Raw genomic sequence first — 21,060 nt, 5'->3', positions numbered from 1 at the left:
GGTGGTCCGCTGGGTGACGAGTGGACCGATACTGGCACAGTCGGAACGAGACGCGCCATAAAATGTCTAAAACGTTAACATTCGACGCGATTTCAGCGGATACCGTCGGTCAGGTGCCCTGAACACGTTCGAAAACGCACACGGGCTTCGACGGGGCGCACCAGTATGCTGTGGCCACGGGCGTGCGCCTCTCCCGGGTCGCCCGCGCCGGCAAAGGAGCCCCATGCGGATTTGTGTACCGAAAGAGATCAAGGACAACGAGTTCCGGGTGGCGATCACGCCCGCCGGGGTGCACGACCTGGTGCTGCACGGCCATGAGGTGCTGATCGAAACCGGCGCAGGGCTGGGGTCGTCGATCACCGACGACCAGTTCTCAGCGGCCGGCGCCGCGATCCTGCCCGATGCCGTCTCCACCTGGTCGGCGGCCGAGCTGCTGCTCAAGGTGAAGGAGCCGGTGCCGAGCGAATACGGGTACTTCCGGGCCGACCTGGTGCTCTTCACCTATCTCCATCTGGCCGCCGAGGCGGGCCTCACCCGGGCGCTGCTCGACGCTGGAGTCACCGCCATCGCGTACGAGACCGTGCAGCTGCCGACCCGGGCGCTGCCCCTGCTGGCGCCCATGAGCGAGGTCGCCGGACGTCTGGCGCCCATCGTCGGGGCCAACGCCATGCTCAAGCCCAACGGTGGCCCCGGTCTGCTGGTGCCCGGCGTGCCCGGCACGCATCCGGCCCGGGTCACCGTCCTGGGTGGCGGTGTCGCCGGAACCGCCGCGATGCAGGTGGCGATCGGGCTGGGCGCGGAGGTCACTGTCCTCGACACCAATCTCTTCAGGTTGCGCGAGTTGGACACCCTGCATTACGGCCGGGTGAAGACCATCGCGTCGAATGCCTTCGAGATCGAGACCGCGCTGCTGCAATCCGATCTGGTGATCGGGTCGGTCCTCATTCCCGGCGCCCGGGCGCCCAAACTCGTCAGCAACGAGCTGGTGTCGCGCATGAAGGCCGGAAGCGTGCTCGTGGACATCGCGGTGGACCAGGGCGGCTGCTTCGCTGACACCCACCCCACCACGCACACCGAGCCCACCTTCACGGTGCACGGTTCGCTGTTCTACTGCGTGGCCAACATGCCGGGCGCCGTGCCGAGCACGTCGACGTATGCGCTCACCAACGCGACGCTGCCCTATGTGCGTGCCATCGCGAACCGGGGGTGGGTGGATGCGTTGCGCGCCGACGCGTCCCTGGCGCTGGGGCTGAACACATTCGGCGGGGTGCTCACCAGTGCCCCGGTCGCCACGGCACACGCCCTGCCGCTCACGCCCCTGGCCGAGGTGCTCGCCGCACCGGCCGGTTAGGGCAGCGTCACCCGCCGGACGGTGCCGTCCGGCTCGACGAGCCAGCCCCGCGAGCGGCCCGGCGCCAACGGTGGCGGCAGCTCTCGCCGACGTGTCAGCAGGCGGTAATCGCCGAGGGAGGCGCCGTCGAAGACCAGCGGTGCTGTTCGGCGCAGCCCGGCCAGCAGGGACCAGTTCCCCTGCCAGGCATCGGCGTCGCCCACCAGCACGGTGCCTGCGGCCACCGTGGACACTTCTATCCGGCCACCCGCCCCGGCGACGGGACCGGCCGCCAGCTCGACCACGCGGCGGGAGCCGGCCGGCCCATCCACCTGGAACGCCGCGGCCGACCGGGCGACCGAACCGGCGACCACGAGCAGCACCGCCCGTACCCCCTCCGGACCCGCCGTATCCGAGGCCGAGGGCACATCGACGTGTCGTCGCACCGGCTGCGCCGAGCCGCCGCCGACCGGCTCCGGCTGCAGCAGCTGGATGCGCCCGCCCCGCCAACGGCCGCCGCCGGTAGGCAGGGTTGCGTCGTAGCTGGCCGCCGGCTCCCCCGCGGCCTGGTGCTCGTGCACGCCCGGCAGCCGCAGCACCACCCGGCTCTGGCACAGGGCGGGCAGCATCTGCAAGGCGCCGGTGAGCCGTTGAACGGTGATGACCAGCCGCAGCCCGCTCGGCCCGCCGTCTCGGAGAAGACCGGTCACGAGGTCCACAGCGGCGGCCCGGTGTTCGTCGCCCCAGCGCGCCAGCACGGCGTCCAGGTCGTCGATCAGCAGCAGCCGGCTCTCCCGGGCGCCCTCCTGCCGGTGAGCGCCGGTCGCCCGGTCCGTGTGGACGAGGCCGTCCAGTTCGGCGTGGGCCCGCACCAGCGCATCCCAGGTGCCCTCGACGTCGGCGGGCACCAGCCGCACCCTGGACGGCGCCTGCTCGGCGAGCGCGGCCAGCAGAGTGGACTTGCCGGTGCGCGCACCGCCGATCACCAGCAGGTTGCCGTCGACGCCGGGGTCGTAGCCGGCCACCCGGTAACGCTGGTGCTCCGGCTCGTCGAGCAGGCCGAGCAGCAGTCCTGGCGGGGCGGCGCCCGTTGCGGCCAGCTGCGCCCGGGTCACCCGGTGCGGGAGCGGGTCCAGCCAGGGGCGCCGCGGCAGGTTCGGCCCGGCCGGCCGATCATTCGCGATCTGCCGGATGTCGGCGTCACCCGTTGCGGCCACCTGTGCGGTCTCGACCGGCGTGGACCCCCGCACGAGCGCGCACCGGCCGGGGCGGGCGGCGTCGATCAGGGCGGCGGCATCCGAACCGAGCACGGCCTGGCTGTCGGCCCGGTTGTTCACTCGCAGCGAGATCCGCAGGCTGCAATTGGCCAGGAGCGCGTCCCTCAGCACGCCGGCCGGCCGCTGCGTGCAGAGCACCAGGTGCACCCCGAGGGAGCGCCCGCGGGCGGCGATATCGACGAACACGGCGTGCAGGGCCGGGAACGCGGCCACCATGGTCGCGAACTCGTCCACGACGATCACGAGCCGCGCGAGGGCGGCGCTGGGCAAGTCGGTTATGTCGCGGGCGCCGGCGTCCCGCAGCACGCGCTCCCGGTGCCGCAGTTCGGCCGCGAGGCTCGCCAGGGCGCGGTGCGCCTCCCGCTCGTCGAGGTCGGTGATCAGCCCCACACAGTGCGGCAGGGCGCGGAGCAGGTCGAAGGCCGCGCCGCCCTTGAAGTCGACGAGCAGGAAGGTGACCTGGCCGGGGTCGTACCGGGAGGCCAGCGCCGCCACCCATGTCACCAGCAGTTCGCTCTTGCCGCTGCCCGTCGTGCCGCCCACGAGGGCGTGCGGGCCGTCGCGCACTAGGTCGACGACGAGGGGCCCGTGCTCGCCCAGGCCCACCGCGCAGCTCAGCTCCGTCACGGGCCCGGCCACGCGGGTGCTGGCCGCACCTGCGCCCGTCGCAGCACCGAGCGCGGCGAAGGAGACCGTGTCGGGCAGGGTGCCGGTGGGTCCCCCGAGGCCGGCCGCGTCTGCCGCACGGCCGAGCGCCTCCCCCAGCCCGGCCACCTGGCTCTCGGCCACCAGAACGGGAGCCACGGGCACGGCAGCCGGGCGGCCCGCCAAGCGCACGATCTCCGCGCCGACGGGCCCGTGCACCCGCACGACGGTGGCGCACCCCGGCGGCAGGCCCGCTCCGGTGCCGGCCAACGCGATCCAGGGTCCGTCCCCTGGCCGGTGCGGCGGCGGGGATGTCTGATCGGCGTCGAGCACCGTGAGCCACTGCGCCGGGGACTCGGCACGGTGGTGCGGGAGTCGGGCCGCCCACGCCCAGTCCGGTCCGTCCGGCAGCCGCAGGCCCAGACTGCGAGGGCTGAGCTGCCCGGTCAACTGCACCACCAGGCTCCGCGCGAGCGCCCGCAGCAGCAGCCCAGGCCCGATCAGCCCGATGCCGCCGGCCGGGTCGACGACGATCGGTGCCCCCGCGAGCCCGGCGGCGCGCGCCCGCAGCTCCCGGTGCTCGGCGGCGTCACCGGCCCCCTCCAGGCGCAGGCCGCTGGGCACCGTGCCGGCGCCGAGAACGACGGGTGCTTCGGCCGGGTCCGCCCAGCGGCCCGGCTCGTCCGGTCGCTCGAGCATGGTCTGCACGGAGGGCGCCTGGTGCCAGGCGGCGTCGCGCAGCCTCTCGAGGGCCCGGTCCACGGCATCCGCGGCCTCGGTCATCGCGGCCGCGTAGTCCGCGGCATCCCGGCGTCGTCGCCGGGCGGTGGACCATCGCCCGTCGAGCAGCCCGGCCACGGCGATCACCGGGCTGAGCACGGCGAAGACCAGGACCAGCGCCGACCCGGTGATCCACCAGATCAGGCCCGCGGCGATCAGCGGCGCCACGCAGGCGATGAGGGGGAACGCGGCCCGGTCGGGCGCCGTCGGCCGGGTCGGCAACCGGATCGGGTCGGCCGGCGGGAGCTGCGGTGAGTCGGTGGCCATGGCTCCAGCGAAGCCGGACGGCGCTCCCGTGCCCGGCCGGGCCGGAGACCGGTGAAGAACTTCCGTCGTCAGCAGGCTGTGGAGGACCTGTCGTCGGTCAGAGCACCATGAAGAACTGGTCGCCGATCTCCACCCGGGACCCACGCCCGACAAGGTACCGGCGCCCGGGTTCGCAGCGCAGCGCGGGGGCCGGCGCCCGGCGCACGACGGTGCCGTTGCCGGAGAACCTGTCGTTGACCCAGAACTCGCCGTCGTGCTGGCCGAATTCCAGGTGGCTCTTGGACACCGACATGCCGAGGTCGGTGATCTGGATGAGGTGATCGAATCGTTCGGTCGGCTGCGGCAGCGGCCGGCGGCCGATCAGGCCCGTGCCGCGCACCGAGACGGTCTCGCCCGTGCTGAACTGCAGGGTGTACCGCTCAGCGACGACGGGCGCCGGCGTGCCGGCACCCTCCGGAGCGGCATCCGCGGAGGCCGGGGCGGGGGCTGGAGCCGTGCCGGCCTGCAGGCTGCCGGCCGGCCAGAGCGGAACCGAGATCACCGTGGACCGCGGCGCCACCGGTTGGATGATGGTGGTGTCGTTGGGCCGGGGATCGGCGCGCTTGCGGGTCAACGGGGTGGCCGTGGTCGAACTCCCACAGCCGCCGCAGAACATGGCGCCCTCCGGCAGGTGCGCACTGCAAATCTGGCAGTTCACGTGCCCGTTCCCTTCGTGCTCGCGCCGGTTCCCCCCGGCCGGCGCCTGCGTCGACCCTCCCGCCCGGTCGTCTTCTTAGCGTAGCGACCGAAAGAGCGCACCGAGACAGCCGCCCGCATCCGCTCGCGGCGGGTGCGCCCAGCGCCCAGGCTGGTGCGCAGCTCCCGCACCGATACCCAGACCGCGTCGCCGTCGGCCTGCGCGGCCCCGTCGGGCGCGAAGACCGCCCGGTCCACCTCCGCCGCCAGCCACGCGGCGCGCACACCGCCCACGGACCGTGCCAGTTCGGCGCGTGTCGCCTGTCCGGGCACGTCGATGCGGTAGTCGGTGGCGGTGTCGGCGAATTCCCGCCAACCGCCCACGACCCGGTCGACGGCCCCTGGGGCCCGCCGCCGGCGTCGGCGCCGACGCCACTTGGCCAGGATCACGGCCAGGAACGGTGCGGCGAGCACGAGCAGGCCGAGCGCCGACCATCCGACGACGGCGACCACCAGGCGCACGACACCCCAGAACGGATCAGCGGTGGGCGGGTCGTCCGCCGTGCTGCTCTCCGGCGGGGCCGGGTCGATCTGGTCGGCCGTGTCCGGTACCGCAGGCGGCAGCACGGTCTGCGGGCGGGCCACCTGGGTGGGGTCCTCCGGCTGGCTCTCCGGGATGTCCCGCACGGGCGGGGTGGGGTCCAGGCTCACCCAGCCGTCGGCGAGCGTCTGCACCTCGATCCAGGCCGACACGTCGGCCCCGGTCACGGCCGTGGGGCCGCCGTCGCCGTCGCCGTCGGGGGCGAAGCCCAGCACGACCCGGGCGGGAAAGCCGATCTGCCTGGCCATCAGCGCGGCCGTCACCGCGTACTGCTCGGCGTCGCCGAGCATCGGCTGGTCGTCGAGGAGCTCGCTGATCCGGTCGGCGCCGTGGCCGGAGCGGCTGGCCGGTTCCCCGGCGGCCCCGCTGCTGACGTACCCGTCCGCAGCCAGACCGTCGAGCATGGCCTGCAGCCGCTCGCCCGTACTGTCTCCGGGACGCAGGTACCCGGCGAGGGTCTCGTCGAGCCCGTCGGGCAGCACCCCGATGGGCGGCAGCACCGCAGTGCCGGGCAGGGCGTCGGCGAGGTCGCCGGTAGTAGACGGCACGACCGACGTGCTGGTGTAGCCATCGCCGCGTCCGAGGCCTGCGATCACGGCGGCGGTGCCGCCGAGGTTGTTGTAGACGAACGAGTCCTGCAGTTCAGACGCCGCCGGGCCGGTGAACCGGATGCGCTCCAGCGCGCCGGCTCCTGGGACCCACACTCCCGAGTAGTCCTGGACCGTCACCGTGAGGGTGACCTCGTCACCGGCGACGGCGCTCTGGTCGAGGCGGTACGGCAGCCGGGTGAAGGTGCCCGAATCGGCGGTACCGGACGCCGCATCCGCGCTGCCGACGGCGTAGACCACCCCGTCGTAGTCGTCGAGGGTGGCCAGCCGGATGCGTCCGCCCGCGGGCAGACCGGACACCTCGAACAACACGGCGTCGGCCCGGTCGGCCGCCAGGTAGCCGCGGAAACCGGTGAGCGGGCTCGGGTAGGCGCGCACGTCGAACGGGGCCTGCACCCGGGTGCGCAGCACGTCCCTGGTCGCCGTCGGCGGCAGTGCGGAGGAGGCGAGCGAACCGGCGCCGACGGCCACCAGAAGCGACAGCGCGGTGAGCGCGGCCACCCTGAGGGCGGCCGGGCGACGGGCACCGACCGGCCTGGCGCGGCCGCCGCTGACCGTCAGCCGGTGCCGCCGTCGTTCGTGGCCCAGCCAGAGCAACCAAAGCACCAGCACCGTGAACAGGGCCAGCCCGCGGAGTCCCGGTGACTCGGCGGTGCCAGGGCCCAGGATGATGCCGGCCACGAAGAGCAGTGCGGGCGCCAGCAGCGCGGTCTCGGCGGCCCGGCTGCGCAGCGCCACGGTGAGCCCGATGACGGTACTGCCCAGCACCAGGATCAGGGCGGGCACCAACAGGGCCTGATAGGAGCCGACCGGCAGCACGATGGTGACCAGCTGTTTCCAGCTGAGCGCGGTCGCCGGCACCAGCTCGGCGAGGCCGGCGGGGGTCGGCAGCACGCCGAACAGCGCGCGGCCGGGAATGGCCAGGGGCACCCCGACGAGGAGGTAGCCGGCCAGGGTCGCCGCGGCGACGAGCCAGGCCGGCCAGCGCCACACCCTGCCGGCGACGGCGATGCCGCAGCCGAGCACGGCGGTCACGGCGACCAGCTGCACGAACGCCGTGCTCTGGTACACCGGCCACAGGGCGGTGGCCGCCACGGCGGTGGCGGCGAGCATGGCCGCGGTGTTGCCCAGGATCCAGCGGGTGCCGTGCGCGGTCATGCCGCGGCTCCCCTGGCCAGGCTCTGTTTGAGGTCGTCGAGGAAGCCGATGGTGACCAGGCTCAGGTTGCCGGAGTGGACGAGCCCCGGCCGGGCTCCCGGGTCGCAGACCACGGCGACGACCTCGACGCCCAGCGGGAAGCCGGCGGCCGCGGCCCGCAGCACGGCCAGCGGGGTCGACGAGCCGCAGACGAGGAAGACCACGGACAGCCCGGCCACCGACCGGGCGGCCTGACGGGCCAGGGTGCGGAGGCCTGCGGCCGAGGGGGTCAGGTCCACGCCGCTCAGGCCGTCGAGCAGCCGGGCGGGCGTCACCGTGGCCAACGGTCCGCTGCTCACCAGAACCGACACGGTGCGCGCGTCGCGGATCGCCCGCACGCCCAACGACCCGGCCACGCTCACGGCCAGTTCGAACTCCTCGTCGCCGGCGTAGTCGGCCGGCGCCAGGCTGAAGACCACGAGCAGATGGCTGCGCCGGGTCTGTTCGTACTGGCGCACCATGAACCGCCCGGTCCGTGCGGTGCTCTTCCAGTGGATGCTGCGCCTGTCGTCGCCGGGCTGGTATTCGCGCAGCGCGTGGAACGCGATGTCGCTCGAGGTGAGGTCGCGGGTCGGGGTGCCCTCCAGGTCGCGTACGAAGCCCTGGCTCATGCTGGGGATGGCGATGGTGCGCGGGTGCACGTACAGGTCGATGCGTTGGGCGAGCACGGTCTCGCGCCGCACCAGGCCCACAGGGTCGCCGCGTACGGTGTGCACGGGGCCGATCGGGACGATGCCGCGGTGTTCGGCCGGCACGACGAAGACCTCGTCGAGGACGGCGTGCGCCGCCAGCGACGGCACCGGGAACTCGGCCACTCCCCCGGCGCCAACGGGCACCTGCACGGTCACGGCGCCCAGCCGTCGGCCGGTCGGGTTCTGCACGTCCACCTGGCCGGGCACCCGTTCCCCGGCGACGACCCTGTCGACGGGCAAGCTCAGCGAGATGCGGTGGCTCGTGCCGCCGAACAGGTACGCCACGGCGACGGCCACCAGAACGGCGGCCGCCCAGCCGATCGTCACGAGCTCGGCCCAGCCCAGGGTGTATCCGGCCGCGAGCGCCGCGAGCGCGCAGCAGGAGACGGCCCAGCCGAGCGGCGTGACCGCGCGGAGCATCCGGAGGTTAGAGCGCATCCGCCCGCCGCTCCTCGGCGCTGCGCGGCGGAGGGGTCTCCACCAGGATCCGGCCGATCACGCTCGAGGCGGTGACCCCGTCGAATTCGGCCTCGGCGTCCAGCAGCATCCGGTGCGCCAGCACGGGTTCGGCGAGCGCCTTCACGTCGTCGGGCACCACGTAGTGCCTGCCCTGTGAGGCGGCATAGGTCTTGGCCGTGCGCACCAGGGCGAGGGCGCCGCGCACGCTGGCGCCCAGGCGCACCTCCGGGCTGGAGCGGGTGGCGTCGACGAGCCGGGAGACGTAGTCGTTGATGGTCGCGTCGACGAACACGGTGCGGGCCAGGGCGGCGACCTCCACGACTGACTCGGCCGAGAGCACCGGCGCCACCTGGGCGTCGCCGGCGGCCCGGCTGGCACCCTCGAGGATCCGCACGGTGGCGGCGTGGTCGGGGTAGCCGATCGAGGTCTTCATCAGGAACCGGTCCAGCTGGGCCTCGGGCAGCCGGTAGGTGCCGGCCTGCTCGATCGGGTTCTGGGTGGCGATGACCATGAATGGGCCGCTCAGCCGATGGGTGATCCCGTCTGCCGTGACCTGGCCCTCCTCCATCACCTCGAGCAGCGCGGACTGCGTCTTCGGGCTCGCCCGGTTGATCTCGTCGGCGAGCACGATGTTGGCGAACACCGGCCCGCGGTGGAATTCGAAGGTGGCCGTGCGCTGGTCGAAGATGCTCACCCCGGTGATGTCACCGGGCAGCAGGTCGGGGGTGAACTGCACCCGGCTGCTGGTGCCGCGCACGCTCTGCGCCACGGCGCGGGCCAGCGAGGTCTTCCCGGTGCCCGGCACGTCCTCCAGCAGCAGGTGCCCGCCGCTGAACAACGTGGTGAACGCGAGCCGGATCACGTGCTGCTTGCCCAGCACGACCTCCTCGACGCCGCGCACCAGCCGGTCGAAGAGGGTGGCGAACTGGCTGGCTTCCTCGCTGGTCATCAGGTCGGCGCCGGGCTGCGCACGCGGCTGTCCCTGGTTCACACGATCGGGGGTGAGGGTCATGGTGTGATCGCTTTCGTCGGGATCGGGCGGGTGTAGTCGAAGGAGTGGCCGTTCACCGTCACGGTGAGCACCACGGTTCCGCTGGCGGGCAGCGGGGCGGGCAGTGTGCAGGTCGTGCTGCTGTCGGCTGGCGTCCTCGGCGCCGGCGAACCGGCCACGGCGCAGTCGAATCCGGCCGGCAGTCCGCCGTTGGCGGGCGCTCCGGTCCAGGAGAACCGGCCGGCGGTGCCGTCGTATTCCAGTCCGGTGACGGTGAAGCTCACGGATGCCTCCGGCGCGGTCGTCGCGGCGGACCACGGCCCGCAGCTGCCCCAGACCGTGCATGCGCGCAACTGGAACGACACCGTGGAGCCGAACGGGAGCCCGAGCAGTTCCCGGGGCCAGGCGTTCGCCGTCGGGATGCTCTGCACCGCGCCGCTGCCGTCGCCGGCGCGGATGTCGTAGTGGTCGACCCCGGCCGACGGGCTCGCCGAGGTGAGGTGGTAGTCCCAGGCGTCACCCTTCTTCTCCATGCCGCCGCGCACGTCGCCGATCGCGGTGGGCGCCGGCCGCACGAGCACTGTGGCGACCGTCGTCGCGGCGCAGCCGGCCCGGTTGTAGCCCCACACGACGAACGAATAGTTGCCGTTGTCGGCCAGCAGACCGTCGAACACGGCGCTGCGCCCCCCGGCCGGCACGCTCTTCTGCTCGAGCACTGGGCCGCCGGCGCGCGGTGCGGTCACGGTGCCGGGCGCCGGGGTGCTGACCGTGCAGGCCTGCGCGCCGGTGGGCACGGTGTCCCCGCTGATGCGTTGCACGTAGTACCCGGCGATGGCGTCGCCGCGGTCGGCGAAGCCGTCCCAGCCCACGGTCACGGCGCCGGTGCTGTCGGCGGCGGTCGCGGTGATGCCGCCGGCCTGCGCTGGGCCGTAGGGCTGCCCGGTGGCGGCCGTGCTGTTCCAGCTGGACAGCGCCGGGTAGGCGTCGTTCCGGGCGCTGACGGTGTACTCGACGCTGGTTCCGTTCTGCAGGCCGCTCACCGTGAGGGTGCACCGGGTGCCGTCGCAGTGCGCGCCGGTGGCGCTCACCTCGGGCTGAATCGTGCCGGCAACGCTCACCTGGTAGCCGCGGATGCCGGTGCCCCCGCCGGTCGGCGCGACGACGTTCCAGGAGAGCAGCAGCCCGGCATCCAGGGGCGCCGCGGTGAGCCCGGTCGGCGCCGCCGGGATCACGTCGGACCACACAGTCTGGGCGAGGGTCGTGTCGGAGGAGTCGCCGATGCTGTTGCGGGCGGTGACGCCGACCCGCACGGCGTTGGCCTGGCCGTTGCCCGGGGTGCTCAGCGTGCAGGAGGTGGAGGCGCAGGAGGTGCTGCCGAGGGCACGGCCGGTGGCGGCGTCGACGGTGCTCAGCTGGTAGCCGGTGATGGGCGCGTTGTTCGCCGGGCCGGGGTTGAAGGCCACGGTGATCCTGCCGTCGCCGAAGCCCGTGGCGCGGAGCCCCGTGACGGGCTCGGGCACGTCCTGCACCGAGATCCGCACCAGGCCCCAGGTGTAGCGGTCGGGGTCGCCCGTGGCATCGGCCACCTGGTACTGCAGGGTGGTGTCGGTGGGCAGGGCGTCACCGGACACCCGCACGGTGAGCCGGTTGTTGTCGGCGCTCGGACTGATCGATACCCCGGCCGGTAGCGCGGCGGAGTCCAGGCCCTGCACCGCGACGACCCGCAGCGGCACGGCGGGGAACGGGTTCGCGGCGCCGTCGTTGGCGAGCACGTCGATGACGGTGCTGCGCCCGCGCGGCGCGATCGCCGCATCCGTCACGGGCACGGCCAGGGGCCGGGTCGACGCCACGACGCCGAGCACGATCCGGCCGGCTTTGCCCGCCGAGAGGGCATCGCGCACCCCGATGGTCACCGAGCTGCTGCTGCCCTTGATCGTGCCCTCGAGGGCGCGCACCGTGAGCAGGCTGCCGGCCAGCGAGTAGTCGAATCCGGTGGGCTGCGGGTCGAGCACGGTGAAGGCGAGCTCGTCCCGGTCGTCCGGGTAGGGGTAGGAGGTGAGCCGGGCCAGGTCGATGACCTTCTCCTGGCCGGGTTCGAAGTCGATCAGGGCGCCGTCGAATGCGGGCGGTTGGTTCTCCCGGGGCGTCACCGTGATGGGCAGCACAATCGTGGCGGTGCGGCCGGCCGGGTCGGTGGGGCTGGCGCCGTCGGTGACCTCGAAGGAGATCGAGGCCGGGCCGAAGTACTGGTCGGCGCTGGTGAAGCTGAGGGTGCGGGGGCCCGTGCTGAGCTCGGCGCCGTTCGCGTGGGTGGCGCGCACGGTGTTGCGGTCGGTGAGCTGCACGGGCGCATCCCCCACCGCCACGACGTAGTCGTTGATGTCGATGGTCAGGGTCGCCTCGCTGGCCACGACGAGCTTGGCCGCGCCGGCCCGCAGCTGCGGGAGGGCGTCGTCGGTGCCCGGCACCCACACGAACGCGTAGGACACGATCCCCGGGTCCTGCGGGTGGGTGACGCTGAACGGGATGATCTGGCTGGTCTTGCCCACGGTGACCCGGATGCGCTGGGCGTCGGTGACGCTCGCGGCTCCGGCCGCAGCGTTGCCGGGCAGCACCGCCAGGGTCAACGAGCGCGCCGGACCCTCGGCGAAGAACACCCGGGCCAGCACGTCGACGTCCACGGTGGCACGGCCGAGCACATCCGACAGGGTGAGCCGGGTGTCGGCGGCCTCGGGGTGGGCGCGCGGGGCGTTCGCGGCCACGACGACGGTGAGGAACGCCGAGCCCGAACCGCCGCGGTCGTTCTGGATCTCGTAGACGAAGCCGAACCGGCCCTCGACCGTCGGCGCCTTCACCACGATGAGGTCGCCGTCCACGGTCGCGGTGCCGGCTTGGGCGTCTCCGCTGCCGGTCGCGTCGACGCCCGTGATGGTCAGCGCGCCGCCGTCGGGGTCGGAGTCGTTGCCGAGCACCCGCACGGAGACCCGGGAGCCGGGCCGCACCGTCACCTCGTCGGGCACGGCGACGGGGTTGCGGGCGCCGTCCGGGCGCGGGCTGATGCCCACCCGCACGGTGCCGACGGCACGGGCGCCGAGGGCGTCGATGACGGCGTAGGTGAAGGTGTCGGTTCCGGCCGAGTAGTCCCCGGCGCGGTAGCTGAGCGAGTCGGCGTCCGACGAGATGACGGCGCCCTTCTCCGGGTTGGTCTCCTGGCCGAGCAGCTGCACGGAGTCGCCGTCGGGGTCGATACCCGTGCGCGGGATGGGGATGCGCACGGTGTCGCCGGCGAGCACCCGCGCGGTCACCGTGGTGGGCCGGGGCGGGTTGTTGGTGGCGAGGTCTGCCTCCCGCACGGAGATGCGCACCTCCGCGTCGGCGAATTGGCCGTCCGGCGCGTTCACCCGGTAGACGGCGGTGAAGTTGCCCGCGGTCAGCGGTGCCAGGTAGCGCAGCACCCGGCCGGATGCGAAGAGCAGCCCGGCGCCGGCCGGCAGCGGGGTGGTCAGGGCGGGGTCGAGGGTGAGCTCGTCACCATCCGGATGCTCGTCGTTGGCGAGCACGGGGATGTCGACGGTGTCGCCCACCCGTACCGAGACGGTGTCCGGGGTCGCTACGGGCGGCTGCCGGGTGCTCGCCGCCGGGATCTCGATCACGGTGACGGTGCCGGTGGCCTCGGCCAGTCCGTTGCTCACCGTGTAGTCGAAGCCGGTCGTACCGGCGGGCAGCGGCCGGGTCAGCGTGACCCGCAGCAGGTGCTGGTCGAGGATCTCGACGGTCAGGCCGCTGACGGCGGGCTGGTTGCTGCTTCCGGTGACCAAGAGCACTCCCCCGGCCGGGTCGATGTCGGTCGCCAGCACATCGATCACGGTGGGCTGCTGGGCGCGGAGGAAGGCGGTGTGCGGCACCGTGATGGGCCGGCCGGGGCCGTCCGGCGCAGGGGCGACATCCACCCGGATGATGCCGGTGACCGTGGCCACCCCGTCGGTCACGGCGTAGTCGAGGTAGTGCACCCCCACCGCGTCGCTGGCGAAGCGGAAGGTGCCGCCGGCGAAGTCGGCGGTGATGGTGACGTCGGGCCGGGCCGGCACGGCGCCGAGCCGCAGCGGGCCGGCCCCGCCGCGGGCGTGCTCGAGCGGGGACACCGTCACCTCGGTGCCCGCGGTGACGCGCACGGCGAAGCCGTCGGCGACGAGCGGAACCGTGCCGGCGGGGCGCACGGTCACGTCGAGGGTGCCCGTGCCGGTGAGGCTGCCGTCGGAGACGACGAGGCCGACCTGCGCCTCGGTGCCGCCACCGCCCGCGTCAGTGAACACCACCAGGCCCTGCGGGGTGGCGGTGGCGATGTCCGGGGCGATCGCGGTGGCGGCGGTGAGGTAGAAGGGGTCGCCGTCCGGGTCGACCCAGTCGCCGAGGACCTGGCTTCCGACCCGGCCGCCGGCCTCGACCGTCGCGCGAGTCTGCCGCACCTGCTGCGGCGGCGAGTTCTCGTCGGGGCCGCGTACGGTCACGGTCACGCGGGCCGAGTCGCTGCCGCCGCGCCCGTCGCTGATCGTGTAGTCGAAGGTGAGGATGCCCGTGGCGTCGGCGGTGAGGGTGAGCTGGAGTTGCTGGTTGGCGGCGACGAGCTCCACCCGGCCCTGGCTCGCCGGTGGTTGGCTGACGGTGTCGATCACGAGCACGTCGTTGTTGGGGTCGTAGTCGTTCAGCAGCACGGGAAGCGTGACGGTGCGGCCCGGGCGGGCGCCGAAGTCGTCGTCGACGGCCACGGGCGGCGCCTGGGTGTCCTCGTACTCCGGCGGGCTGTCGTCGGTGGCCTCGGTGACCACCTGCCGGTCGGAGACCGGGTCGATGAGGTCGTCCCAGTTGTCGATGACGGTGTTGCCGTCCTGGACGTTCCAGGTGGTGCCGCTGCGGGAGTCGTTGAGCAGCAGCCGGCTGCCGTTCTGCCGGTAGTCCAGGCGGGCGTCGCCGTTGAGTCCGACGAGGGTGGCGGTGTTCCCGGCCGGGGAGCCGATGCCGCAGGCCTGCCAGGCGGTGCCGTCGGCCCAGGACGCATACGCGCACAGCCCCGAGATCGCGGGCCGGGCCGGGGCGCCCGCCGCGGCGCCGTCGGGGAGGAGTTCCGTGGCCGCCCCGCCGCCCACCGGCACGGCGATCAGGCCCGCACTGTGGGCGATGAGGACCCGGTCGCCGCCGGTGGCCGCATCCTGCAGCCGGGGCTCGGCATCCGTGCCCAGGGATTCGGCAAGGTCGACGGCGCCGCTGGCCAGCAGCAGGATGCCCGTCGTCGCGTTGAGCAGGGCCCAGCTGCCGTTCACCTGGCTGAGCTGGTAGGCGTCGTCGGGTTCGCCGGCGGCGAGCGTGGTCGTCTCGGTCACGGCGTCGGCGCGGTCGGGGTCGATGCGCACCAGGGCCTGCGTGGCCGGGGTGAACGCGAACAGCTCACCGGAGGGGGCGAGGCTGAACAGCGTGCCGTCGCCGAGCGTGAGAGCGGGTTCCATCGTGCTGTCGAAATCGGCCAGCGCGCCGGCTGTGGTGGTCCACAGGTCACCGTCGGACCAGATCGCGGCGAGGTCGCCGGCCAGCTGCACCTCGGGGGCGCCCGGCGGCAGGGCCACACTGTCGGCCAGGGTCGCCGTGGCAGGGTCGAGGATGCCGACGGTGCCGGTGTTGCTGTCCACGACGAGGACGGTGCCGCCGCTCTGCACCACGGTGCTGGAGTCGGACTCGACCGGCACCACGGTGTTCAGCTCGGCGATCTCCGTGTTGACCCGGCCCACGAGCTGCCTGGTCTCGCTGGACACCCAGACCGCTGCATCGCCGAGGTCGACCTTCTGGGCGGAGTACCCGCCGGAGACGACGGCGAGGGTCACGACGAGGGCCGTCACGACGGTGCCGCCTGTGATGGTCGCAGCGAGCGAGCGGTGGCCGGCGAGCCAGGCGCGCATCATCGATCGAACTCGCCGGGGTCGACGCATTTCTCGGTGCTGGCAGCGCCGGTGCGGCCGTCGCGGTTGACGCTCACGGTGACGCACACCGGTTCGGCCTGGCCTGCACCGGGCTGGGCGCTGTCGGTCTGCACGGTGAACTCGGTACCGCGCTGCAGGCTGGTCTCGCCGGTGCCGAGGCGCACCAGGTAGCTGTCACCCGGCACGGTGCCAGGGTCGGCCCAGCTGAACACCACGGTGCCGTCCGAGCCGCTGCCGGCCACGTCGCTCACCCGGGGAATCCCGGTCGTGCCGGTGCTCACAGCCGGCGGGGCGAGCAACGGGCCGATGAGCAGGGCCCCGGCCATCACGCCGGTGACGAGCACACCGCCCACGACGGCCGCGACGATCAGGCGCCGTGGCCGCCGGGTCACGGCCGTCGCGGCCACCACCGGGGCCGGGCGGGTGCCGGGCTCGCGGCGCCGGCGCCGCTCGGGCCGGGCGGCCACGCTCACCAGGGCGGTGATGCGGGTCTGATCGGCCGAATCACCGGCCGCCTGCGCCTCCCACTCGGCGCTGGCCAGCTCGAGCGGCGTCTGCGGAAGTCCGAGTTCGGCCTCGACGGCCTGCAGCTCCCGGGCGAATTCGAGAGCGCTCGCCGGCCGGCGCTCGCTCCGCTTGGACAGCGCCCTGGCCAGCAGTAGCTCGAGGCGCGGGGGCACATCGGCCCGTCCGATGGCCGGCAACGCCGCCTTGCCGATGCGGGAGATGAGCTGGGCAGGGCTGTTCTGGTCGCCGGGCACCTCGAACGGTGACCGGCCGGACAGCAACGTGTACAGGGTCGCGCCCAGCGACCAGACCTCGGCGGCGACCGACCCGGCGCAGTCCTCGAGCAGTACCTCGGGCGCCGACCAGGGGATCGACAGGCCGACCTGGTCGGCCGCCTCCACCTCGCCCAGTGTCGCCGCGATGCCGAAGTCGGCCAGCACCGGATGCCCGTACGCGGTGATCAGGATGTTCGACGGCTTGATGTCGCGGTGCAGCACGCCGGCCCGGTGGGCGGTCTCCACGGCGCTGGATATCGTCACGCCGATGCGGAGCAGCTCGGAGATGGGCAATCGGCCGGAGCGGTACCGCTCCTCGAGGGCGCTGGAGCAGTACTCCATCACCAGGTAGGGCCGGCCGTCGGCCGACACGCCGGCCTGGAAGACCGTGAGCACGGACGGGTGCGCGGACAGCTGCGCCATCAGGTTGGCCTCGGCCTGGAACAGTCGCTGCACGGGGTCGCTGACGACCTCGGCGAGGAGGACCTTCACGGCCACCTGGCGGCGTGGCAGGTTCTGTTCGTACAGGAACACATCCGCGAATCCGCCGGAGCCCAGCAGACGCAGGTAGGAGAACCCCGGCAGCGCCGGGGGCGTCGACGGCAGTCGTCCTGCCATGGCGCCTCCCGTGGTTCGTGTCGGCCGGTCGCTCTCGCGCCGGATTGCTTGCCGGTTACGGTGTGTCGGGCGTCGTCACGGGTAAACGACCACCCGGCTCAATTCTATGGCCGTGGGCATTCAGGTCCGGGAGGCGTCGTCGGCCGCGTCGCCGCCCTCGCGCTCGTCGGCCGGGTCGGGCTCGCCCTCGAGATCGTCCACGGCCAGCACGTCGAGCACGATCGCGGTCACGTTGTCGCGGCCGCCGTTCTCGAGCGCGGCGGTCACGAGGGCGGACACGGCGTCGTCCGCGTTCGGGTTCGACATCAGGAAGTGCCGGATGCCGTACGCCGTGAGTTCCTTGGTGAGGCCGTCGGAGCAGACCAGGATGCGCAGGCCCTCGTGCAGCGGGAGGATCCGGTAGTCCGGCACCGGCGGTTCGTGGAAACCGACGGCGCGGGTGATCACGTTGCCGTGCGGGTGCACATCCGCTTCTTCGCGGGTGATCCGGCCGGCGTCCACGAGTTCCTGCACCACGGAGTGGTCGATGGTCACCTGCTCCAGCACCCCGGAGGTGAGCTGGTAGACCCGGGAGTCGCCGATGTTGAAGGCGATGAGTTGCGCGGCATCCGAGACGATGGCCAGGGCCACGCCGGTGACGGTGGTTCCGGTGCCGAGGTCGGTGACACCCTCACCGGCCTTCATGTCGTCCACGGCCAGGGCGAGTGCCTGGTTGAGCGACTCCGCCGTGGTGGTCGGGGTGCCGCCGAGTTCGGCTAGCCGTGTGACCACGGCCTTGCTGGCGACATCGCCGGCCGAGTGGCCGCCCATGCCGTCGGCGACCGCGAACACGGGCCACGCCGTCACCAGGCTGTCTTCATTGACCTCGCGGCGGTGACCGACGTCGGTGAGCGCGGACCACGCCAGGGTGACTGATTTCTTCACCGCGGGGAGCGCGATCGTGTGGCTGGGAGAGCCTTGACCTATCTGGGTCACGGGTGGTGCCTTCCGAATGCGAACGTGCGGCTAGTCAACGAGCGACGCTCAGCCCGCTGGCAGTATCTCGATCAGGTTACCGTCCCCGATGTCCACCGTCGTACCGGGCAGCACTGTGAGGGAGGCTCCGGAGCGCAGTCTCTGGGTGCGGCCGAGGGCGAATCGCACGAGTGTGCCGTTGGTGGAGCCGAGATCGGTGAGCACCACAGCGGTGCCGGTCTGCCGGATTTCGAGGTGGTTGCCCGACACGAGAGCGTTGGGCGAGTCCACCGTCACCAACTCCAGAATCTCTCCGGCTGGGATGCGGCGGGTGCGGGGGTTCCGCCCGATCCGGTACACCCGGTCGAGCCTGGCCTCCCGGCCGGTGGCCAACCGGAAGCCGCATGGCCCGGGCGGTGCGGCATCCGGATCGGCACTGCTATCGACGGTTCGACTGTCGGCGGTTCGGTCGTGGATCACCGCCGCGTCGTTGGCGCTGCCGCCGAGCGGGGCCGCGGCCCGTCGTTCGTCGGGGTCCCCGGTGCGGGTGAGGAGCACGGTGTCATCCACGATCCTTCGGGGGCGGAGGACCGTGTCGGCCGCCCCGGCGCCGCGGCCGGCGACCGACCAGAACAGGGTGTCACCGGCGTCGATTCCCTCGCCGAGCACCCGGCCGGCGCCGAGCTGGTGCGTCCGGGCGACGGCGGCCAGCGGTGATCCGATCACAAGACCGGTCACGGCCTGGAACTCCGCCAGCAGCCACGGCCTGATATTGCGGTCGGTGAACCGGCGCGACCCGCCGATGGAGAAGACATCCACGGCGAGGGCGCCTCGCACCAGGGCGTGCACCGGGATCCCGTCGTGCGGCGGCCCGTCGGTTGCCCGCGCGGTCTCGGGCGGCAGACCGGGCACGATCACCGCGAACGAGTCCACGTCGTCCAGGCCACCGAGCGGGATCAGGGCCACCAGATCCTCGATCGGCACGACGGACTCCGCGGCCAGACCGTGCAGGGCAGCGACGACAGGGGTGGGCGTGCTGACGGGCACCACCACCAGGAAACCGCGGCCGACCACGAAGGTCCACTCGGGGCTCTCCCCCGGCGCCGTCTGTCCCCCGACTCGTCCCAGTTGCATGATGCTCCCTCTGCCTTCGATGCTAGACCTGCCGGCACCGGCCTCGCACACCCGCGAGCTGGGCGTGGTAATCAGTTGAGAAGCAGACCTAAAACAACTGATTCGCTTGCCGTGGGGCACTTCGGCTGTCAGAATCGGACGATGAGCAGCAATACACGCGGAAGTGCCGGCAAACCGGCGCAGCTGGACGATGTGTCCAAGAAGATCATCGAACAGCTGCAGGTCGACGGCCGTCGCTCCTACGCGGAGATCGGCAAGGCCGTGGGGCTCAGCGAGGCCGCCGTGCGCCAGCGGGTGCAGAAGCTCACCGAGTCCGGCGTCATGCAGGTGGTCGCGGTGACCGACCCCATGCAATTGGGCTTCTACCGGCAGGCGATGATCGGCATCTGCGCCACCGGCGACACCCGGGTGCTCGCCGACCAACTCGCGGCGATACCCGCGGTGGACTACGTCGTGCTCACAGCGGGCTCCTTCGACATCCTCGCCGAGGTCGTCTGCGAGAACGACGACGAGCTCATCGCTTTGCTCAACTCGCAGATTCGCGCCCTCGAGGGGGTCTCCTCCACCGAGACCTTCGTCTATCTGAAGCTTCACAAGCAGCTGTACAACTGGGGAACACGGTGACCGATATGACCACGACAGAACAGACCACGACCGACCAGCCGACCGCGCCGGCCGCCGCACCGCGCGTCTACTCCGACGCCGAGAACGCCGACCTGCAGCAGAAGGCCAAGGACCATCTCTGGATGCACTTCGCCCGGCAATCGGTGATGGAATCCGGCGCCGGCGTGCCCATCATCACCAAGGGGCAGGGCCACCACATCTGGGACTCCCACGGCAAGCGCTACATCGACGGCTTGAGCGGGTTGTTCGTGGTCAACGCCGGGCACGGCCGCACCCGCCTCGCCCAGGCCGCCGCCGCGCAGGCCGAGGAGCTCGCATTCTTCCCGCTCTGGTCGTACGCGCACCCCAGCGCGATCGAGCTCGCCGACCGTCTCGCCGACCAGGCGCCGGGCGACCTCAACCGGGTGTTCTTCTCCACCGGAGGCGGTGAAGCCGTCGAGACGGCGTTCAAGCTCGCCAAGTACTACTGGAAGCTGCAGGGCCGGCCCACCAAGCACAAGGTGATCTCCCGTTCCGTCGCCTACCACGGCACGACGCAGGGCGCCCTGGCGATCACGGGCATCCCCGCCCTCAAGGAGATGTTCGAACCGGTCACCCCGGGCGGTTTCCGGGTGCCGAACACCAACTTCTACCGCGCCGATGAGATGGGCTCCGGGCACGGCGACGACGTCGAGGCGTTCGGCCTGTGGGCCGCGAACCGCATCGAGGAGATGATCCAGTTCGAGGGTCCGGAGACCGTCGCCGCGGTGTTCCTCGAACCGGTGCAGAACTCCGGCGGCTGCTTCCCGCCGCCGCCGGGCTACTTCAAGCGGGTGCGGGAGATCTGCGACCAGTACGACGTGCTCCTGGTGGCCGACGAGGTCATCACGGCGTTCGGCCGGATCGGCAACATGTTCGCCTCCACGACCTTCGGTATCGAACCCGACATGATCACCTGCGCCAAGGGCATGACGAGCGGGTACTCCCCGATCGGCGCCACCATCGTGAGCGACCGCATCTACGAGCCGTTCAAGTACGGTGACACGGCGTTCTATCACGGCTATACCTTCGGCGGGCACCCGGTTTCGGCCGCGGTGGCGCTGGCCAACTTGGACATCTTCGACGAGGAGAAGCTCAACGAGAACGTGCGGGAGAATTCCCCGGTGTTCCGCGCCGAGCTGGAGAAACTGCTCGAGCTGCCGATCGTGGGTGATGTGCGCGGCGAGGGCTACTTCTTCGGCATCGAACTGGTCAAGGACAAGGCCACCAAGGAGACGTTTTCCGATGACGAGTCCGAACGCCTCCTCCGCGGTTACCTGTCCGGGGCGCTGTTCGAGGCCGGCCTGTACTGCCGGGCCGACGACCGGGGCGACCCCGTGGTGCAGCTCGCCCCGCCGTTGACCATCGGTCCCGCCGAGATCCGGGAGATCGGCGACATCCTGCACGGTGTGCTGTCGGAGGCGCCGAAACACCTCTGA

General features: G+C 72.4%; 12 protein-coding genes. 3 read left to right on the top strand and 9 right to left on the bottom strand.

Translation table 11 applies throughout. The features are described from left to right. Window positions 1–223 precede the first annotated feature (223 nt). Window positions 224–1,351, top strand: a complete 1,128-nt coding sequence (ald, locus tag PA27867_RS04315; protein ID WP_066593784.1) for an alanine dehydrogenase — start codon at window positions 224–226, stop codon at window positions 1,349–1,351. Here the strand turns inward: ald and PA27867_RS04310 are convergent. The 9 genes from PA27867_RS04310 to PA27867_RS04270 form a co-directional block, all read right to left on the bottom strand. Then, on the bottom strand, window positions 1,348–4,299 hold the full coding sequence (locus PA27867_RS04310) for an ATP-binding protein (RefSeq protein ID WP_066593774.1): 2,952 nt from the start codon (window positions 4,297–4,299) through the stop codon (window positions 1,348–1,350). The genes ald and PA27867_RS04310 overlap by 4 nt on opposite strands. Window positions 4,300–4,396: 97 nt before the next feature. After that, a complete protein-coding gene (locus PA27867_RS20160; RefSeq protein WP_084020680.1) occupies window positions 4,397–4,996 on the bottom strand; it encodes an FHA domain-containing protein in 600 nt (199 codons plus the stop codon). Further along, complete coding sequence (locus tag PA27867_RS04300; RefSeq protein WP_066593755.1) at window positions 4,993–7,341, bottom strand: transglutaminase domain-containing protein; 2,349 nt, start codon at window positions 7,339–7,341, stop codon at window positions 4,993–4,995. The genes PA27867_RS20160 and PA27867_RS04300 overlap by 4 nt, the downstream gene beginning before the upstream one ends. Beyond that, complete coding sequence (locus tag PA27867_RS04295; RefSeq protein ID WP_066593752.1) at window positions 7,338–8,510, bottom strand: DUF58 domain-containing protein; 1,173 nt, start codon at window positions 8,508–8,510, stop codon at window positions 7,338–7,340. Before PA27867_RS04295 ends, PA27867_RS04300 begins: the two co-directional genes overlap by 4 nt. After that, the gene (locus PA27867_RS04290) at window positions 8,500–9,480 is read right to left on the bottom strand and encodes an AAA family ATPase (RefSeq protein WP_066599035.1); all 981 of its coding nucleotides are present in this window, start codon (window positions 9,478–9,480) and stop codon (window positions 8,500–8,502) included. Before PA27867_RS04290 ends, PA27867_RS04295 begins: the two co-directional genes overlap by 11 nt. 59 nt (window positions 9,481–9,539) lie before the next feature. Next, on the bottom strand, window positions 9,540–15,473 hold the full coding sequence (locus tag PA27867_RS04285) for a fibronectin type III domain-containing protein (protein WP_066593749.1): 5,934 nt from the start codon (window positions 15,471–15,473) through the stop codon (window positions 9,540–9,542). After that, window positions 15,470–16,891 carry a serine/threonine-protein kinase gene (locus PA27867_RS04280; protein WP_066593735.1) on the bottom strand — a complete coding sequence of 474 codons (1,422 nt, stop codon included), beginning with the start codon at window positions 16,889–16,891 and terminating at the stop codon, window positions 15,470–15,472. Before PA27867_RS04280 ends, PA27867_RS04285 begins: the two co-directional genes overlap by 4 nt. 120 nt (window positions 16,892–17,011) lie before the next feature. Then, entirely contained in the window at window positions 17,012–17,866 is an 855-nt protein-coding gene (locus tag PA27867_RS04275; RefSeq protein ID WP_084020679.1) for a PP2C family protein-serine/threonine phosphatase, read from the bottom strand. Window positions 17,867–17,914: 48 nt separating this feature from the next. Then, entirely contained in the window at window positions 17,915–18,979 is a 1,065-nt protein-coding gene (locus PA27867_RS04270; RefSeq protein ID WP_084020678.1) for an FHA domain-containing protein, read from the bottom strand. Window positions 18,980–19,120: 141 nt separating this feature from the next. On the opposite strand from PA27867_RS04270, the gene PA27867_RS04265 reads away from it, so the two are divergent. Both PA27867_RS04265 and PA27867_RS04260 read left to right on the top strand, forming a co-directional pair. Next, entirely contained in the window at window positions 19,121–19,603 is a 483-nt protein-coding gene (locus PA27867_RS04265; RefSeq protein WP_066593718.1) for an Lrp/AsnC family transcriptional regulator, read from the top strand. A 5-nt stretch (window positions 19,604–19,608) separates the two neighbouring features. Further along, window positions 19,609–21,060, top strand: coding sequence for an aspartate aminotransferase family protein (locus tag PA27867_RS04260; protein ID WP_066599034.1), 1,452 nt, complete (start codon window positions 19,609–19,611; stop codon window positions 21,058–21,060).

Origin of the sequence: Cryobacterium arcticum (assembly GCF_001679725.1) — a bacterium.
GTDB lineage: Bacteria > Actinomycetota > Actinomycetes > Actinomycetales > Microbacteriaceae > Cryobacterium > Cryobacterium arcticum_A.
This window is presented reverse-complemented; position numbering and strand designations above follow the sequence as displayed.

Coding starts and splice junctions, on each gene's coding strand:
- ald (WP_066593784.1), top strand. CDS start 224: ATGCGGATTTGTGTACCGAAAGAGATCAAGGACAACGAGTTCCGGGTG.
- PA27867_RS04310 (WP_066593774.1), bottom strand. CDS start 4,299: ATGGCCACCGACTCACCGCAGCTCCCGCCGGCCGACCCGATCCGGTTG.
- PA27867_RS04300 (WP_066593755.1), bottom strand. CDS start 7,341: ATGACCGCGCACGGCACCCGCTGGATCCTGGGCAACACCGCGGCCATG.
- PA27867_RS04295 (WP_066593752.1), bottom strand. CDS start 8,510: ATGCGCTCTAACCTCCGGATGCTCCGCGCGGTCACGCCGCTCGGCTGG.
- PA27867_RS04290 (WP_066599035.1), bottom strand. CDS start 9,480: ATGACCAGCGAGGAAGCCAGCCAGTTCGCCACCCTCTTCGACCGGCTG.
- PA27867_RS04285 (WP_066593749.1), bottom strand. CDS start 15,473: ATGATGCGCGCCTGGCTCGCCGGCCACCGCTCGCTCGCTGCGACCATC.
- PA27867_RS04280 (WP_066593735.1), bottom strand. CDS start 16,891: ATGGCAGGACGACTGCCGTCGACGCCCCCGGCGCTGCCGGGGTTCTCC.
- PA27867_RS04270 (WP_084020678.1), bottom strand. CDS start 18,979: ATGCAACTGGGACGAGTCGGGGGACAGACGGCGCCGGGGGAGAGCCCC.
- PA27867_RS04265 (WP_066593718.1), top strand. CDS start 19,121: ATGAGCAGCAATACACGCGGAAGTGCCGGCAAACCGGCGCAGCTGGAC.
- PA27867_RS04260 (WP_066599034.1), top strand. CDS start 19,609: ATGACCACGACAGAACAGACCACGACCGACCAGCCGACCGCGCCGGCC.